The sequence below is a fragment of the Streptomyces sp. NPDC002790 genome, from assembly GCF_040295505.1.
GTDB lineage: Bacteria > Actinomycetota > Actinomycetes > Streptomycetales > Streptomycetaceae > Streptomyces.
In genome coordinates, this window is the sequence record NZ_JBEOVM010000050.1 from 28273 (window position 1) to 44387 (window position 16115).

Consider the following 16115-nt stretch of genomic DNA (forward strand, 5'->3'; position numbering starts at 1 on the left):
AGGGTTCGTCAGCGTTCGCAGCCAGCAGCGATGCCGACACCGCACTGCGGTGACTCTCCGGCAGCGTGTCCTTCTGACGGAAGCATGCGGGTCCGGGTTCCCGGAATTCGGGGATTTCGTGAAATCGGTGCGCAGGTGGTGAACGGGGTTGCCGTGGTCGGGCCCACCGCACGGCCCGCCCACCCGCACGGGGCTCCGCCCCGGACCCCGCGCCTCAAGCGCCGGCGGGGCTTGATTTTGCCACCCGTGCCCGGCGGTGAATCGGGTCACATGGAGCCCCTGCGGCAGACGGGGAAAACCCTGCCCTCACGCCGACCGTGCAACATCCTGCCCTCACGCCGACCGTGCAACATCCTTCCCCTGCGCCGGGTGGGCAATTTAAGCCCCTGCGGCGATTGAGCAGCGGGGTGCGGGGCGGAGCCCCGATCTTTTGAGCCCCGCCGGCGATTGAGGCGCGGGGTCCGGGGCGGAGCCCCGTGGCGTCGGCGACAGGGGCCGCCATGAACACCCGGGCTAGGCCGACTCGTTCAGCAACCGCGCAACGTGCTCCCGCCCCGCCCCCAGCAACCCCGACAGAGGAACCGCCGCCGGATACCACCGCGCCTCGTACTCCCAGCACAACCACCCGTCCCACCCCTCCCGACTCAGCACCTCCACACACTCCGCCAGCGGCAGCACCCCCGCCCCCAGCGCCAGCGGAACCGTGTCGTCGGGCCCCGCGATGTCCTTGACCTGCACGTATCCGAGGTACGGAGAAAGCGCCGCGTACGAGGAGGCCGGCTGCTCGCCGCCGAGCCACGTGTGCATCACGTCCCACAACGCCCCCACGTTGCGGTGCCCGACAAGGCCGAGGACGCGGGACGCCGCCGCCCCCGTGCGATGCGAGTCGTGCGTCTCGAGCAGCACCTGCACCCCACGGTCCGCCGCATACTCGGCGGCCACGCCCAGCCGCCGCGCCGCCGTGGCATCCGCCTCCTCGGGTCCCTGCTCATCGCCCCCGCCCGGGAAGACGCGTACGTACCGGGCGCCCAGGTCGTGCGCGAGGTCCACCAGGGCCCGCACCTCGTCGAGCACCGGACCGTCCTCGCTCGGCGCCGCCACGCGCGCGTACCCGGCCACACCCAGGACCTCCACCCCGGCGGCCTTGAACCGGGCGGCGGCGTCCGCCCGTTGCTCACGGTCGATCCCAGGATGCACCGGCTCCTCGGGGTGCGCGCGCAGTTCGACGCCGTGATATCCGTGCGCGGTGGCGAGCGCGAGCACGTCGTCGAGGGGGAGACCAGGGACACCGAGGGTGGAGAACGCCAGTTTCATGGGCGGGACCCTACCCGTCAGTCCGCCGTCCTATGGAGGGTCATTTTCCAGTCCTGGCCGATCAGATCCGCTCCGAACGAGCGGTGCGGCTTCTCGCCGACGAGTACGAACCCGTGCCGCTGGTAGATCGAACGGGCCGACTTCAGCACGTCGTTCGTCCACAGCACCAGCTCCCGGTAGCCGACGCCCCGCGCGAAATCGGCGACCGCCCGCACCAGCCGGTCGCCGATGCCGAGCCCCCGCGCCTCCGGCTCGACGAGCAGCAACCGCAACCGCGCGGTACCCGGCGCCTCGTCCCGTACGCACATCACGCAGCCCACCGGACGGCCGTCCAGCTCGGCGATCCACACCCGCTCCAGGTGCGGGTCGTGGTCCTGCGCGAAGTCGGCGACGATGCGGGCGACCAGGCCCTCGTAGTCCGCGTTCCAGCCGAACTCGGCGGCGTACAAGGCCCCGTTGCGCGCCACGATCCAGCCCAGGTCTCCGGGGCCGGGATCGCGCAGCAGGACGTTCTCGGGGTGCGGGGCCGCGCGGCCGTCGCCGAGCACCTCGCGCACGGTGCGCAGCGCGTCGGAGAGGCGGTCGCGGTCGGTGGCGGGGACGGTGTCGAGGAGCGCGCCCACGGTTTCCCGCGAGCGCTCCTCCAGCAGCTCGGAGGTGCTCCGGCCGCGCGCGGTGAGGGTGATGCGGCGCCGCCGCGAGTCCCGCTCGGACGAGCCGCGCTCGACGAGCCCGTCCCGCTCGAACTTGTTGAGGATGCGGCTCAAGTACCCGGCGTCCAGGCTCAGTCGGACGCGCAGATCGGCTACGTCGACCCTCTCCGTGTGCGCCAGCTCGTACAGCACGCGGGACTCGGTGAGGGTGTACGGGGCGTACAGATGGCGGCTGTAGTCGAGCGCGCCGATCACGTTCGTGTAGAAGCGGTTGAAGGACCGGATGTCGTGCACGGTCATGGTCATCGACCTCGCTGCTCGGACAGTTGACTCAGTCAGAGGTTCGGGGTGCTGACCACAGTACGCCGGGGGCGGGGAGGCGTCCACGCGCCGGGCGTCCGCGGCGCCCCGCGAAGGCGGCTCCCGGTCAAGTCCGTGCATGCGGCAGGTATAGCGGTTCAAGGACGGCCCATGGGTTGGCCAAGCCCACCCGTGGCGTTGTCCCCGAGTTCATCGCGGGCCTCCTCCGCGCCACATCCCACGCGCCGCACAGTGGTCCAACGGCCCGTCGCACGCGGGCCGTTGGCATGCCCGGACTTCCGGCACCACACCCCAGGGGACACTCATGGCCGAACTCACCCGACGTAGACTCCTCGGCTCCGCGGCAGGCGCCGTCGGCGGCGCCGCCGCACTCTCCCTCCTTCCGCCCAGCGTCCAGAAGGCGGTCGCCGCGGGCCCGCCCCGCAAGGGCTCGCTGCGCGACATCGAGCACGTCGTGATGCTGATGCAGGAGAACCGCTCCTTCGACCACTACTTCGGCACGCTCAAGGGCGTCCGCGGCTTCAACGACCCCGAGGCGCGGAAGCTGGGCACCGGCCGCTCGGTCTTCTATCAGCCCGACGCCGAGAATCCGAAGGGCTACCTGCTCCCGTTCCACCTGGACACGCACACCTCCAGCGCTCAGGCCATCCCCTCCACCAGCCATGCCTGGTCGGTCCAGCACGAGGCCTGGAACGGCGGGAGCATGGACCAGTGGCTGCCGGCCCACCGCAAGGCCGACGGCGTCAACGGCCCCTATGTGATGGGCTATTACACCCGTAAGGACATCCCGTTCCAGTTCGCGCTCGCGGAGACGTTCACGATCTGCGACAACTACTTCTGTTCCGTCTTCGGCCCGACGTGGCCCAATCGCCTCTACTGGATGACCGGTTCGATCGACCCGGGCGGGACGCAGGGCGGCCCGGTCCTCAACAACACGGCGCCGCAGCCCTACCGCTGGACGACGTACGCCGAACGCCTCCAGGCCGCCGGTGTCAGCTGGAAGGTCTACCAGCAGGACGACGACTACGGCTGCAACATGCTGGAGCAGTTCGCGAGCTTCAAGGACGCGAAGCCCGGCTCCGATCTCTACGAGCGCGGGATGCGCCCGCAACCCGAGGGGACCTTTGAGGACGATGCCCGGAACGACCGGCTCCCGGCGGTCAGCTGGATCATGCCGACGTCCTACGAGTCCGAGCACCCGGACTATCTGCCGGCGGCCGGGGCCGACTTCGTCGCCCGCAAGATAGAGGCGATAGCCAGTAATCCGAAGGTCTGGGCGAAGACCGCCTTCATCCTCAACTACGACGAGAACGACGGCCTGTTCGACCACGTGGCCCCGCCCACGCCCCCGGCCGGCACGGCGGGCGAGTTCGTCCAGGGCCTGCCCATCGGTGGCGGCTTCCGGGTCCCCGCGATCATCGTCTCGCCCTGGACGGTGGGCGGCTGGGTGGCCTCGGAGGCCTTCGACCACACGTCGGCGCTGCAGTTCCTGGAGCGGTTCACGGGTGTGCGGGAGCCGAACGTCACCGACTGGCGACGCGACACGTTCGGCGACCTCACCTCCGCCTTCCGCTTCTCTCACGCCCGCCCCACGCCTCCCGGACTCCCCGACGACACGGCGCGGCAGTGGGAGCGGGCGAAGGGCGACGTGGCCACCCTGCCGAAGCCGACGCTGCCGGGCGCGGACCAGTCCTTCCCGGAGCAGGAGAGGGGTGGCAGGCCCCACGTGTGACGCTGCCGCGCGGGGCGGCCGGGGCCGTGGCGGGGCCGGTGTCAGGCGCCGCCCCGGCCTCCCGGCCACGCCGCCAGTGCGAACTCGGCCGCCCCCGCCAGCTCCCGCGCGTCGGCGCCGTCCCGTGCGCGCTGCGACAGGCCCTGCACCACGGCGGCGAAGTACGAGGCGAGGGCGGTCGTGTCCGTGTCCTTCGGCAGTTCGCCCGCCGCCCGTGCCTGGCGCAGCCGCTCCTCGAAGGAGGCGACTCCGGCGTTGCGCACGTCGCGCAGGAACGCGGCGACCTCCGCGTCCTGCTCCGTCACGTTGGTCGCGGCGCTGTTGGCCAGGCAGCCCGCGGGGTGCGAGGGGTCCGCGTAGACGCGGGCGGCCTCGCGCAGGATGCGGGCGAACGCCGCGTACGCCGTAGCCTCCTCGGCGAGCGCCACACCGACGAACGCGCCGACGGGGGACCGCCCGTAGACCTCGACGGCCTCCCTGAACAGCGTCTTCTTGTCCCCGAACGCGGCGTACAGGCTGGCTGGGCGGATGCCCATGGCGGCGGTCAGTTCGCCCACCGAGGTCGCCTCGTAGCCCCGCTCCCAGAACAGCCGCACGGCCACGGCCAGCGCCGCGTCGCGATCGAACGTGCGCGGCCGTCCGCGCGGCCGGGCCTTGCCCTCAGTCGTACCGCCAGTCATGCCGCCACTGTATCGGCTCTTCTTGAGCGAGCGCTCAAGAAGAGTGCTACGGTCCACCCGAGTTCTTCTTGAGTCATCGCTCAATAAATACCGATGATCGCGGAATTGGAGGCATGACACATGGCGACGACGGACGAAGGCCACACCCTCGCCGGCTGGACCGGCTGCGCCGTGGCCACCCTCGGCTCGGCCATCATTGGTGCGGGCGTCGTCGGCTGGCGCCCCGGAATCTGGCTGGGCCTCGCCGCCCTGCCGCTGGCGGCACTGACGGTGTGGGCCCTGCACCTGACCGGCTGGGGCAAACCGCCGACACCACGCCCGGCCGACCAACACCCTTTGACCCGGCGGGACTTGACCGCCCGTACTGGCCACCCGAACTGCCTCGGCTGCCGCCTGGCGGGCCGCCGCGACCGGGCCACCCCGCGGTGAACTCGTACTGCACCTCGTAGAGATGGCCGGCCTTCACCATGACCGTCGCCTCGATGGGGCGCTCACCGTCGGTGAGGGCGACGCGCAAGGAACGCAACACGGGCAGGTCGAGAGCCTGGAGGTGCTGCGCGCCTACGCCGGGGCGCTCGGCGGCGAGGTCGCGGTGTTCGTCCAGCGCGGCGACGTGTCCGTCAAGGTGGCCTGAGCGGCGGTCGGCTCGGTAGCCCGACGCGCGCCGCGCCGCCCGGACGGGGCGGCCCGCCCGTCCACGAACCCGACTGTGACGCCGAACTCCGGTATGTCCGCGCTTTGCCGTCACAGTCACACAGTCGCGGGGGCGGCGTACGGAGCGCGTTACGCCCTCGCACCTCGCCCGTGCCTACATACGCGGCTTACCCGTCGACCCCCGCACCACCAGTTCCCCGCCCACCTCCACGATCCGCCCCTTGGGCGCCGCCTCGCGGCCCATCGCGATGCGGCCCGCTCGGGCCGCCGCCTCGGCCAGGGGGAGGTGGAAGGTCGTCAGGGGAGGGGCCGCGTCGATGCTGAAGGGGAGGTCGTCGAAGCCGACCACCGAGACGTCCTGCGGGATGCGCAGGCCCGCCTCCCGCAGGGCCGCGCACGCGCCGAGCGCCACGCTGTCGTTCGCCGCCACCACGGCTGTCAAGTCTGGTTCGCGGGCGAGGAGTTCGGCCGTCGCCTCGTAGCCCGACGTACGGTCGTACGAGCCGTGGGCCACTAGGCCGTCCGACTCGCGCACCCCCGCCGCGGCGAGGGCCGCGCGGTGGCCCTCCAGGCGGTGGCGGGTCGTCGTGCGTTCCTCGGGGCCGCCGACGTAGCCGATCCTGCGGTGGCCCAGCCCCAACAGATGCTCCGTCAACTCCCGCGCCCCGCCCCGGTTGTCGAAGGTCAGCGCCACCGCGTCGGTGTCCGGCACCGGCGGTCGGCCGCACAGCACCACCCGCGTCCCTGCCTCCGCGAGTCGTCGCAACTTGGCTGCCACGGCCGCGACATGGGCCTCGTTCTCGATCGCCCCGCCGGTGAGGACGACCGCCGCAGCGCGCTGGCGTTGGAGGAGGGTCAGGTAGGTGAGTTCGCGTTCCGGTTCGCCGCCCGTGTTGCAGACCACCGCGAGCCGCTCGCCGCCCGCCCGGCCACCGGGCCCGACGATCTCCGACTGCACCGCGGAGGCCATGATCCCGAAGAACGGGTCGGCGATGTCGTTGACCAGGACTCCGACCAGGTCGGAGGTGGCGGCGGCGAGGGCGCTGGCCGGCCCGTTGAGCACATAGTCCAGGTCGTCCACGGCCTTGAGCACCCGCTCGCGCGTACTCGTGGCGACGGGATAGTTCCCGTTCAGCACGCGCGAGACGGTGGCGGGGGACACCTGCGCGCGGGCGGCCACATCCGCCAGGGTCACGGTCATCGAGTCTGCCTCCGTGAAGGGTCCCGGGCCCGCGGTAGCACTCCCGAGGCCCCGGTCTCGTATCCGCTCTTGTCCGAGCGGCAGTCCAGAGGCTAGCTTCTCCTTGTATAGAAAGCGCTTGCTACGAAGGATTCGGCAGGCGCCGCCCCGCGTATGCGGCCATACCGGGGCACGAGTGGCCGGCCGGCCGGAGGAAGGGACTCACGTGACACGCAAGACGGTGCGCATCGCCATGAACGGTGTGACGGGGCGCATGGGCTACCGCCAGCACCTCGTCCGCTCCATCCTCGCGCTGCGCGAGCAGGGCGGACTCGACCTCGGTGACGGCACGGTGCTGTGGCCCGAGCCGGTCCTCGTCGGGCGCCGCGAGCACGCCCTGAAGGCGATCGCCGAGCAGCACGGCCTCGACCCGGCGAACATCTCCACCGATGTGGACGCCGTGCTCGCCGACGACAGCATCGAGATCTTCTTCGACGCCGCGATGACCCACACGCGTGAGGACTTCCTCAAGAAGGCGATCGCCGCCGGAAAGCACATCTACACCGAGAAGCCGACCGCCACGGGCCTGGAGGGCGCCATCGAGCTGGCGCGGCTCGCGCGCGCGGCGGGCGTCAAGTCCGGTGTCGTGCAGGACAAGTTGTTCCTGCCGGGGCTGCTGAAGCTGAAGCGGCTGATCGACGGCGGGTTCTTCGGGCGGATTCTCTCCGTGCGGGGTGAATTCGGGTACTGGGTGTTCGAAGGGGACTGGCAGGAGGCCCAGCGGCCGTCCTGGAACTACCGCTCGGAGGACGGCGGCGGCATCGTCGTCGACATGTTCCCGCACTGGGAGTACGTGCTGAACGGGCTGTTCGGCCGCGTGACCTCCGTCAACGCCCTTGCCGCCACGCACGTCCCGACCCGCTGGGACGAGAACGGCAAACCCTACGAGGCCACCGCCGACGACTCCGCGTACGGCATCTTCGAGATCGAGGGCGGCATCGTCGCGCAGATCAACTCGAGCTGGGACGTGCGCGTCAACCGCGACGAGCTGGTCGAGTTCCAGGTCGACGGGACCGAGGGTTCCGCCGTCGCGGGGCTTCGCAACTGCCGTGTGCAGCACCGGTCCGCGACCCCCAAGCCCGTGTGGAACCCGGACCTGCCCGCCACCTACTCCTTCCGCGACCAGTGGCAGGAAGTGCCGGACAACACCGAGTTCGACAACGGCTTCAAGGTCCAGTGGGAGCTGTTCCTCCGGCACGTCTACGCGGGCGCCGACTACCACTGGGACCTGCTGGCCGGCGCGCGCGGCGTGCAGATGGCCGAGCTGGGGCTCAAGTCCTCGGCTGAGGGCCGTCGCCTCGACGTTCCGGAGATCTCGCTGTGACCATCCATCTCCCTGATGCAGCGGGGCAGTTGAAGACCTACGAGCCGCGCGCCGAGCCCCTCACCTTCGACACCGGCGCCGCGCTCGCGTCCCGCGTCGTGTTCTCGGCGGCGCACGTCGTCGCCGACCCGCTCGCCGACACCACCCCGGACTCCCCGGCCGCCGTCGACTGGGACGCCACCCTCGCCTTCCGCCGCCACCTGTGGTCGCACGGCCTCGGCGTCGCGGAGGCCATGGACACCGCGCAGCGCGGCATGGGCCTGGACTGGGCGGGCGCCGCCGAGCTGATCCGCCGCTCGGCCGCCGAGGCGAAGACCGTCGGCGGCCGGATCGCGGTCGGCGTCGGCACCGACCAGCTCGCGCCCGGCGCCGGTCTCGACGAGGTCCGCAGGGCGTACGAGGAGCAGCTCGCGGTCGCCGAAGAGGCCGGCGCCCAGGTCATCCTCATGGCCTCACGGGCGCTCGCCGCCGCGGCCTCCGGGCCCGAGGAGTACGCCGAGGTCTACGGCCACCTTCTCCGGCAGGCCACCGAGCCCGTCGTCCTGCACTGGCTCGGCCCGATGTTCGACCCTGCCCTGGAGGGCTACTGGGGCTCGTCCGACCTCGACACCGCCACCGACACCTTCGTCGACATCATCAAGGCGCACTCCGACAAGGTCGACGGCATCAAGGTCTCCCTCCTGGAGGCCCGGCGCGAGATCGACATCCGCCGCCGCCTCCCGAACGGCGTGCGCTGCTACACCGGCGACGACTTCAACTACCCGGAGCTGATCGCCGGCGACGACCGCGGCTTCAGCCACGCACTGCTCGGCATCTTCGACCCGCTGGGCCCGCTCGCCGCGAAGGCGGTACGCACCCTCGACACCGGAGACGTGGACGGGTTCCGTCAACTCCTGCATCCGACCGTCGAGTTGTCGCGCCATCTGTTCCAGGCGCCGACCCGCTTCTACAAGACCGGCGTCGTGTTCCTCGCCTGGCTCTCCGGTCACCAGGACCACTTCGCGATGGTCGGCGGGCAGCAGTCCTCGCGCTCACTGCCGCACTTCGCGCGCGCCTACCAACTCGCCGACGAACTGGGCCTGTTCCCGAAGCCGGAACTCGCCGAGGCCCGAATGAAGAACCTGCTCGCCCTGTACGGAGTGACCTCTTGAGCGGCCCGACCCCCTTCACCGCCGATCCCCGATTCTCCATCAATCAGATGACGGTGAAGCAGCTGTCTATCTCTGAACTGGCCGCTGTCTGCGGCGAGTTGGGTGTCCGGAACCTCGGCACCTGGCGCGCGCCCGTCCAGGAGTACGGCGTCGAGGCCGCGGCGAAGCTGCTGCGCGACGCCGGTCTGAACGTCACCACACACTGCCGCGGCGGCTTCCTCACCGCGGTCGACGAGACGGAACGCAAGGCCGCGATCGAGGACAACAAGCGGGCCGTCGACGAGTGCGTGACGCTCGGCACGAACGTCCTGGTGCTCGTCTCGGGCGGCCTCCCGGCCGGTTCGTACGACCTGGTGGGCGCCCGGGAGCGGATCGGTGACGCGCTCGTCGAACTCGCCCCGTACGCGGCCGAGCGCGGTGTGCGGCTCGCGATCGAGCCGCTGCACCCGATGTACGCGTCCGATCGCTGCGTCGTCTCGACGCTCGCGCAGGCCCTGGACATCGCCGAACGCTTCCCGGCGGAGCAGGTCGGCGTCTGCGTGGACACGTACCACATCTGGTGGGACGACCGGGCGCCCGCGCAGATCGCGCGGGCCGGGGCGCAGGGGCGTATCGCGACGTTCCAACTCGCCGACTGGACCACCCCGTTGCCGGAGGGCGTGCTCAACGGGCGCGGTCAGATCGGCGACGGCGCGATCGACATGCGGTACTGGCGCGGTCTCGTCGAGGCGCAGGGGTACACGGGGCCCATCGAGGTCGAGCTGTTCAACGACGGTCTGTGGGCCCGCGACGGGCGCGAGGTGCTGGCGGAGACGGCGGAGCGGTTCACGGCTCACGCCGCGTAGAAAGTTTTCTCCGCAACCACGTACAACCCTTCGCGCGGTCCGCGTGTCGTATTGGGTGTCGGAACACCCTGGGGGGGCGATCTGGGGGGATCGAGGTTCCGGCGCAGGAGGGGGAAAGCCCGAGGGGCCCGGTCCGCGGACCGGGCCCCTCGCAGCGCTTCACGGCCAAGAGCGCATCACGACCAAATGGCCCTCGTCGTCAGAAGAAGACCCCGCAGCGCAGCAGCACGTTCGCGTACGGACGTGCCTCTCCCGTGCGGACCACGAGGCGCGCGTGCGCCGACAGCGCCTTCAGCTCCTCGTGCGTGACGAAGCCGAGGGGCTCCAGCCGGTCCTGGAGGAGTTCCGCGGTGTCCGGATTCGCGTCCCGGACCTCGCGGGCCGCCGTGGCCGCCTCCACCACCAGCTCGTCGAGCAGCCCGTCGAGCACCTCCGCGAAGGCCGGGACACCGGCCCGGAAGGCGAGGTCGACGACGCGCGGGCCCGCCGGGATCGGCATGCCCGCGTCGCAGATCAGCACCCCGTCGCCGTGCCCCAACTCCGCGAGGGCGCCCGCCAGATGGCGGTTGAGTATGCCTGCCTTCTTCACAGCGCGGCGACCTCCTCCGCCGTCGGGTACGAGGCCTGTGCGCCCTCCTTGGTGACGGCCGTGGCGCCGACCTTGGCGGCGTAGGCGGCGGCCTCGGCGAGCGATTCGCCGGCGCCGAGCCGCCACGCGAGCGCCGCCGTGAACGCGTCACCGGCGCCGGTCGTGTCGACGGCCTTCACCTTCACCGCGGCGACCCGCGTCGAGCCCGCCGCGTCCGCGACGAGCGCGCCCTCGGAGCCGAGCGTGACGACGACCGAGCGCGGGCCGAGCGCGAGCAGCTGCCGCGCCCAGTCCTCGGGGTCGTCGCCGAGGTCCTCGCCCGCGATGACCTTTGCCTCGTGCTCGTTGACGATCAGCGGGTCGCAGGCCGCGAGCACCTCGTCCGGGAGTGCGGCGGGCGGCGAGGGGTTGAGGACGAGGCGGGCGCCGTCCGCCAGGTTGCGGACCACCTCCGCGACCGTGTCCAGCGGGATCTCCAGCATCATCGACACGACCCGCGCGCCCGCGAACAGCCCGCCCGAAGCCCGTACGTCCTCGGGTGTGAGCCGCCCGTTCGCGCCCGGTGAGACCACGATCGAGTTGTCGCCGGACGGGTCGACGGTGATCAGCGCGACCCCCGTGGGCGCCCCGCCGACCAGCAGGCCGGACGTGTCCACGCCCGCCGCCTCCATCGAGTCGCGCAGCAGCCTGCCGTGCCCGTCGTCGCCGACGCGCGCGAGCAGCGCCGTGCGCGCCCCCAGCTTGGCGGCGGCGACGGCCTGGTTGGCGCCCTTGCCGCCGGGGTGGGTCCGCAGGTCGGAGCCGAGCACGGTCTCGCCCGCGGCCGGCCGCCGGTCGACGCCCACCACCAGGTCGGCATTGGCCGACCCCACGACAAGGAGGTCGTACGTGTTCATGCTGTGCCTTTCTTCGTACATCACGGCAAAGGGTACGAGGCGCGCCTCGTGGTTCGCGTCACTTGAAGTCGGCGACGTTCTTCGCCGTGACGACCTTCACCGGCACCTTCACGGCCGAGGAGATCTTCTTGTCCTTCGCCGCGGAGATCGCGTTCTGCACGGCCATCCTGCCGAGCTCGCGCGGCTGCTGGGCCACGGAGGCGTACAGGGTGCCCGCCTTGACGGCCTTGAAGCCGTCGGGGGTGCCGTCGAAGCCGATGACCGGGACGGACTTGCCGGCCTTCGAGCCGAGGGCCTTGATCGCGCCGAGCGCCATCTCGTCGTTCTCGGCGAAGACTCCTTCGACGTCGGGGTGCGACTGGAGCATGTTCGTCATGACGTCCAGGCCCTTGGTGCGGTCGAAGTCCGCGGGCTGCTTGGCGACGACCTCGATACCCGGGTAGTTCTTGAGCCCGGCGGCGAAGCCGGCCCCGCGTTCACGGCTCGCCGACGTACCGGCCTGGCCCTGAAGGACCGCGATCTTCCCCTTGCCGCCCAGCTTGTCGGCCATGACCTTCGCGGCCTGCTTGCCGCCCGCGACGTTGTCGGAGGCGACGAGGGTCGCGGCCTTCGCCTTGTTGACGCCGCGGTCGGCGGCGACGACGGGGATGTCGGCCTTGTTGGCGGTGCGCACGGACGGGCCGACGGCGTCGGAGTCGACCGGGTTCACGATGACGGCGCTGAGTCCCTCGCTCGTGAAGTTCTGCATCTGGTTGGCCTGCTGCGAGGCGTCGTTCTGCGCGTCCGTGACGGTCAGCTCGACGCCCTGCTTCTTGGCCTCGGCCTGCGCGCCCGCCCGCATCTCCGTGAAGAACGGGTTGTTGAGCGTGGACACGGCCATGCCGAGCTTGAGGTCCTTCTTGCCGCCGGAGCCCCCGGTGTTGTTCCACACCGCGAGGCCACCGACGATCGCGATGGCGACGACGGCCGCGAGTACGTACTGCATCCGCTGCTTGGGACCGCCGGCCCCGGCACCCGCGGCGGCCGGCTGCGCACCGGCCTTGCGGCGCGCGGTGTCGAGCAGCACGGCGAGCGCGATGACGACACCGATGACGACCTGCTGCCAGAACGCGGACACCGAGAGGAGGTTGAGGCCGTTGCGGAGCACGGCGAGGATCAGCGCGCCGATGAACGTGCCCGACGCCTTGCCCGTACCACCGGCGAGCGAGGCGCCGCCGATGACGACGGCGGCGATGGCGTCCAGCTCGTAGCCGTTCGCGGCCTGCGGCTGCGCGGAGGCGAGACGGGAGGCGAGCACGATGCCGGCGACGGCCGCGAACAGGCCCGACAGGCCGTAGATGACGAGCTTCTGCCGCTTGACGCGCAGACCGGAGAGGCGGGCCGCCTCCTCGTTGCCGCCGATCGCGTACATGGACCGGCCGATGAACGTACGGCCGAGGACGACCGCCGTGATCAGCCCGATCACGATCATCACGATGACCGGCACGGGCAGCCAGCCGCCGAGCGTGTCACCGAGCTTGGAGATCGAACCGGGGAACGGGATCGGCGAGCCCTGCGAGATCACCAGCGACAGACCGCGACCGACCGACAGCATCGCCAGCGTGGCGATGAACGGCGGGAGCTTGCCGTACGAGATGAGCAGTCCGTTGACGAAACCGCAGGCGACACCCGTGACGACGGCGAGCAGCACGGCTATCGCGACCGGCACGCCCTCGCTGGTGGCCGCCCAGGCGAGGACGGTCGCGGAGAGCGCTGCCACGGAGCCGACCGACAGGTCGATGCCCGCCGAGACGATGACGAAGGTGACACCGAACGCGAGGATCGCGGTGACGGCCGCCTGGACGCCGACGTTCAGCAGGTTCTGGGTGGTCAGGAAGTCGCCGGACATCAGCGACATGGCGATGACCAGGACGACGAGCGCGGTCAGCGCGCCGTTGTCGAGGAGCAGCCGCAGCAGGCCCCCGCCGCTGTTCTTGGCCTGGTTCTTCTTGAGCGTGTCAGTGCTTGTTGAGGTCACGGGAGCCCTCCTCCTCGAAGGCGCTGTGCTGCTGGTTGCTGACGGCGAGCGCCATCACGGAGTCCTGGGTTGCTTCGTCGGCGGCGAGTTCACCGGCGATACGTCCCCCGGCCATCACCAGGACCCGATCGCTCATGCCGAGCACCTCGGGAAGGTCACTGGAGATCATGAGGACGGCGTGCCCGGCGGCGGTCAACTCGTTGATGAGCTGGTAGATCTCGACCTTCGCGCCGACGTCGATGCCGCGCGTCGGCTCGTCGAGGATCAGCACCTTGATGTCCGCGAGGAGCCATTTGCCGATGACGACCTTCTGCTGGTTGCCACCGGACAGGGTGCGCACGTGCTGACCCAACCCGGCCATCCGGACGCCCAGTTGCTCCGCGATGCGCTCGGCGGCGTCGTGCTGGCCCTGCCGGTCGACGAACCCGGCGCGGGTCGCGGTCCGCATGGTGACGAGCCCGAGGTTCTCCTCCACCGACTGGTCGAGGACGAGCCCCTGCCCCTTGCGGTCCTCGGGGACGAGGCCCACGCCCGCCGCCATCGCGGCGATCACGTCGTGCCGGGGGAGCTTCGACCCGGCGACCTCGACGGTCCCGGCGTCGTACGGATCGGCGCCGAAGACGGCGCGTACGACCTCGGTGCGTCCCGCGCCCACGAGGCCTGCGATGCCGACGACCTCGCCGGCCCGCACCTCGAAGCTCACGTCGTGGAAGACGCCGTCCCGCGTCATCCCCTCGACCTTCAGCAGCGCGCCGGCCGTGTCCTGTCCGGCCGGGCGTTCGCGCGGGTACTGCTGGTCGATGGAGCGGCCCACCATGAGGCGGACGAGCTCGTCCTCGGAGGTGGAGGCGGGCACCTGGCCCACACTCCGCCCGTCCCGGATGACGGTCACGCGGTCACCGAGAGCGGCGATCTCCTCCAGGTGATGCGTGATGAAGACGACCCCGACGCCGTCCTCGCGCAGCTGCCGCACGATGACGAACAGCTTCTCGACCTCCTCCGAGGTCAGCACGGCGGTCGGCTCGTCCATGATGAGCACGCGCGCGTTCAGGCTGAGCGCCTTCGCGATCTCCACCATCTGGAGCCGGGCGATGCCCAGTTCGCGCACCCGCGCGCGTGGCGAGACATTCACGCCCACGCGCGCGAGGAGCTTCTCGGCGTCGCTCTCCATCGTCTTGCGGTCGATGAGACCGAAGCGGCGCGGCTGGCGCCCCAGGAAGATGTTCTCGGCGACGGTCAGATCGGGAACGAGATTGAACTCCTGATAGATCGTCGCGATCCCGAGCCGTTCGGCGTCCTGCGCACCGTGGATGCGGACCTGCTCGCCGCCGACGGTGATACGGCCCTCGTCGGGCGTGTAGGCACCGGAGAGCATCTTGATCAGCGTGCTCTTTCCGGCCCCGTTCTCACCGAGCAGGACGTGCACCTCCCCGCGACACAGGTCGAAGTCGACGCTGTCGAGCGCGACCACGCCGGGGAAGGTCTTCCGTATCCCTTCGATACGCAGCAACTCTTCGGAGCTGCTCATCCGTTGCTCCTCTCCATTGAGGTGGGCGTGTGGGGGGCTTCGCCGGTCTCGCCGCAGGAGCGCCGTACGACGAGGTGGGCGGGGAGGGTGACCGACTCGGGCACCCGCCCCTCGATGCGGTCGACCAGGGCGCGCACGGCGGCCCGGCCGAGGTCCTTGGTCGGCTGGGCGATCGCCGTGATGGGCGGATCGGTGTGCACGAACCACGGGATGTCGTCGAACGCGGCGACCGCGATGTCGTCCGGGACGCGCAGGCCGCGCGCGCGGATGGCGTCGAGCGCGCCGAGGGCCATGAGGTTGTCGGCCGCGAAGACCGCCTGTGGCGGTTCGTCGAGGTCGAGGAAGGCCTCGGTCACCCGGCGCCCGCTGTCCGCCTGGAAGTCGCCCTGCCCTATGTAGGCGTCGGGGAGTTCCAGGGCGTACGTGGCGAGGGCCTCACGGAAGGCGTCGACGCGCTCGCTGCCGGTCGTGGTGACGGCGGGGCCCGCGATGATGGCGAGCCGGCGGTGGCCGAGTGCGTGCAGGTGGGCGACGAGGTCGCGCACGGCGCCGCGGCCGTCGGACCGCACGACGGGGACGTCCACGCCCGGAATCCACCGGTCGACGAAGACCATCGGCGTGCCCGCGCGGGCGGCGTCGAGCATCAGCGGCGAGGCGCCGTCGGTGGGGGAGACGAGCAGCCCGTCGATGCGGCGGTCGAGCAAGGTCCTTACGTGGTGGTCCTGGAGCTCGGGCCGTTCGTCGGCGTTGCCGATGATCACGCTGTAGCCGAGCCCGCGGGCCTCCTCCTCGACGGAGCGGGCGAGCTCGCCGAAGTACGGGTTCAGCACGTCGCTGATGACCAGGCCGAGCGTGCGGGTCTGCGCGGTGCGCAGTGAGCGGGCCACCGCGTTGGGCCGGTAGCCGAGCGACTCCACGGCGGCCAGCACGCGGGTGCGGGCGTCCGGGCTCACGGACGGATGGCTGTTCAGAACGCGAGACACCGTGGCGACGGAGACGCCGGCCGCGGCCGCGACATCCTTGATACCGGCCATCGCGCCACCTCCTTGTGGCTACGTGGAATCGATTACACGGAGGATTGGAATCGATTACACGGGACGGAGGCAAGGGGCGGGAGGCGGTCGTGACGCGATCGTGATCGGCGAGGCGGACGTGGTTACGGCCACGGGGG

Annotated in this window: 14 protein-coding genes and 1 pseudogene; 5 read left to right on the forward strand and 10 right to left on the reverse strand. The window is 71.1% G+C overall.

Annotated elements, in window-relative coordinates:
• Positions 1-513: 513 nt before the first annotated feature.
• Together ABT004_RS21905 and ABT004_RS21910 are read right to left on the reverse strand one after the other, a co-directional pair.
• Positions 514-1314: a sugar phosphate isomerase/epimerase family protein gene (locus ABT004_RS21905; RefSeq protein ID WP_351339405.1), complete on the reverse strand. Its 801-nt coding sequence runs from the start codon at positions 1312-1314 to the stop codon at positions 514-516.
• Between the two features lie 17 nt (positions 1315-1331).
• On the reverse strand, positions 1332-2267 hold the full coding sequence (locus tag ABT004_RS21910) for a bifunctional helix-turn-helix transcriptional regulator/GNAT family N-acetyltransferase (protein ID WP_351339407.1): 936 nt from the start codon (positions 2265-2267) through the stop codon (positions 1332-1334).
• Positions 2268-2592: 325 nt separating this feature from the next.
• Here ABT004_RS21910 and ABT004_RS21915 point away from each other — a divergent pair, with 325 nt between their 5' ends.
• Entirely contained in the window at positions 2593-4020 is a 1428-nt protein-coding gene (locus ABT004_RS21915; protein WP_351339409.1) for an alkaline phosphatase family protein, read from the forward strand.
• A 41-nt stretch (positions 4021-4061) separates the two neighbouring features.
• On the opposite strand, the gene ABT004_RS21920 is transcribed toward ABT004_RS21915, so the two are convergent.
• Positions 4062-4700 carry a TetR/AcrR family transcriptional regulator gene (locus ABT004_RS21920; RefSeq protein WP_351339412.1) on the reverse strand — a complete coding sequence of 213 codons (639 nt, stop codon included), beginning with the start codon at positions 4698-4700 and terminating at the stop codon, positions 4062-4064.
• 120 nt (positions 4701-4820) lie between these two features.
• Here ABT004_RS21920 and ABT004_RS21925 point away from each other — a divergent pair, with 120 nt between their 5' ends.
• Complete coding sequence (locus ABT004_RS21925; RefSeq protein ID WP_351339415.1) at positions 4821-5129, forward strand: HGxxPAAW family protein; 309 nt, start codon at positions 4821-4823, stop codon at positions 5127-5129.
• Here ABT004_RS21925 and ABT004_RS21930 read toward each other — a convergent pair.
• A pseudogene (locus tag ABT004_RS21930) lies at positions 5125-5238 on the reverse strand (GntR family transcriptional regulator); the annotation flags it as partial. The gene ABT004_RS21925 and the pseudogene ABT004_RS21930 overlap by 5 nt on opposite strands.
• Before the next feature lie 270 nt (positions 5239-5508).
• Entirely contained in the window at positions 5509-6555 is a 1047-nt protein-coding gene (locus ABT004_RS21935) for a LacI family DNA-binding transcriptional regulator (protein ID WP_351339418.1), read from the reverse strand.
• A gap of 205 nt (positions 6556-6760) precedes the next feature.
• Between ABT004_RS21935 and ABT004_RS21940 the strand changes: the two genes are divergently transcribed.
• Genes ABT004_RS21940 through ABT004_RS21950 form a run of 3 tightly spaced genes read left to right on the forward strand, consistent with a single transcriptional unit; the run spans position 6761 to position 9914 of the window.
• Positions 6761-7918 carry a Gfo/Idh/MocA family protein gene (locus tag ABT004_RS21940; protein ID WP_351339421.1) on the forward strand — a complete coding sequence of 386 codons (1158 nt, stop codon included), beginning with the start codon at positions 6761-6763 and terminating at the stop codon, positions 7916-7918.
• Positions 7915-9069, forward strand: a complete 1155-nt coding sequence (locus ABT004_RS21945) for a dihydrodipicolinate synthase family protein (protein ID WP_351339423.1) — start codon at positions 7915-7917, stop codon at positions 9067-9069. The genes ABT004_RS21940 and ABT004_RS21945 overlap by 4 nt, the downstream gene beginning before the upstream one ends.
• A 47-nt stretch (positions 9070-9116) precedes the next feature.
• Positions 9117-9914, forward strand: a complete 798-nt coding sequence (locus tag ABT004_RS21950) for a sugar phosphate isomerase/epimerase family protein (RefSeq protein ID WP_351339441.1) — start codon at positions 9117-9119, stop codon at positions 9912-9914.
• Positions 9915-10113: 199 nt separating this feature from the next.
• On the opposite strand, the gene rbsD is transcribed toward ABT004_RS21950, so the two are convergent.
• The 5 genes from rbsD to ABT004_RS21975 are packed head-to-tail and all read right to left on the reverse strand — an operon-like array spanning position 10114 to position 15978.
• Entirely contained in the window at positions 10114-10503 is a 390-nt protein-coding gene (gene rbsD, locus ABT004_RS21955) for a D-ribose pyranase (protein WP_351339426.1), read from the reverse strand.
• Positions 10500-11399, reverse strand: a complete 900-nt coding sequence (locus ABT004_RS21960; RefSeq protein WP_351339428.1) for a ribokinase — start codon at positions 11397-11399, stop codon at positions 10500-10502. The genes rbsD and ABT004_RS21960 overlap by 4 nt, the downstream gene beginning before the upstream one ends.
• A gap of 58 nt (positions 11400-11457) precedes the next feature.
• A complete protein-coding gene (locus tag ABT004_RS21965) occupies positions 11458-13416 on the reverse strand; it encodes an ABC transporter permease/substrate-binding protein (RefSeq protein ID WP_451191495.1) in 1959 nt (652 codons plus the stop codon).
• Positions 13397-14944, reverse strand: a complete 1548-nt coding sequence (locus ABT004_RS21970; protein WP_351339430.1) for a sugar ABC transporter ATP-binding protein — start codon at positions 14942-14944, stop codon at positions 13397-13399. Before ABT004_RS21970 ends, ABT004_RS21965 begins: the two co-directional genes overlap by 20 nt.
• Positions 14941-15978 carry a LacI family DNA-binding transcriptional regulator gene (locus tag ABT004_RS21975; protein WP_351339432.1) on the reverse strand — a complete coding sequence of 346 codons (1038 nt, stop codon included), beginning with the start codon at positions 15976-15978 and terminating at the stop codon, positions 14941-14943. Before ABT004_RS21975 ends, ABT004_RS21970 begins: the two co-directional genes overlap by 4 nt.
• Positions 15979-16115: the final 137 nt, after the last annotated feature.

What these genes read in the sequence shown, in the direction of transcription:
- ABT004_RS21960 (WP_351339428.1), bottom strand. Translation starts at nt 11,399, where the DNA reads ATGAACACGTACGACCTCCTTGTCGTGGGGTCGGCCAATGCCGACCTG.
- ABT004_RS21970 (WP_351339430.1), bottom strand. Translation starts at nt 14,944, where the DNA reads ATGAGCAGCTCCGAAGAGTTGCTGCGTATCGAAGGGATACGGAAGACC.
- ABT004_RS21915 (WP_351339409.1), top strand. Translation starts at nt 2,593, where the DNA reads ATGGCCGAACTCACCCGACGTAGACTCCTCGGCTCCGCGGCAGGCGCC.
- ABT004_RS21925 (WP_351339415.1), top strand. Translation starts at nt 4,821, where the DNA reads ATGGCGACGACGGACGAAGGCCACACCCTCGCCGGCTGGACCGGCTGC.
- ABT004_RS21920 (WP_351339412.1), bottom strand. Translation starts at nt 4,700, where the DNA reads ATGACTGGCGGTACGACTGAGGGCAAGGCCCGGCCGCGCGGACGGCCG.
- ABT004_RS21905 (WP_351339405.1), bottom strand. Translation starts at nt 1,314, where the DNA reads ATGAAACTGGCGTTCTCCACCCTCGGTGTCCCTGGTCTCCCCCTCGAC.
- ABT004_RS21950 (WP_351339441.1), top strand. Translation starts at nt 9,117, where the DNA reads ATGACGGTGAAGCAGCTGTCTATCTCTGAACTGGCCGCTGTCTGCGGC.
- ABT004_RS21935 (WP_351339418.1), bottom strand. Translation starts at nt 6,555, where the DNA reads ATGACCGTGACCCTGGCGGATGTGGCCGCCCGCGCGCAGGTGTCCCCC.
- ABT004_RS21975 (WP_351339432.1), bottom strand. Translation starts at nt 15,978, where the DNA reads ATGGCCGGTATCAAGGATGTCGCGGCCGCGGCCGGCGTCTCCGTCGCC.
- ABT004_RS21910 (WP_351339407.1), bottom strand. Translation starts at nt 2,267, where the DNA reads ATGACCGTGCACGACATCCGGTCCTTCAACCGCTTCTACACGAACGTG.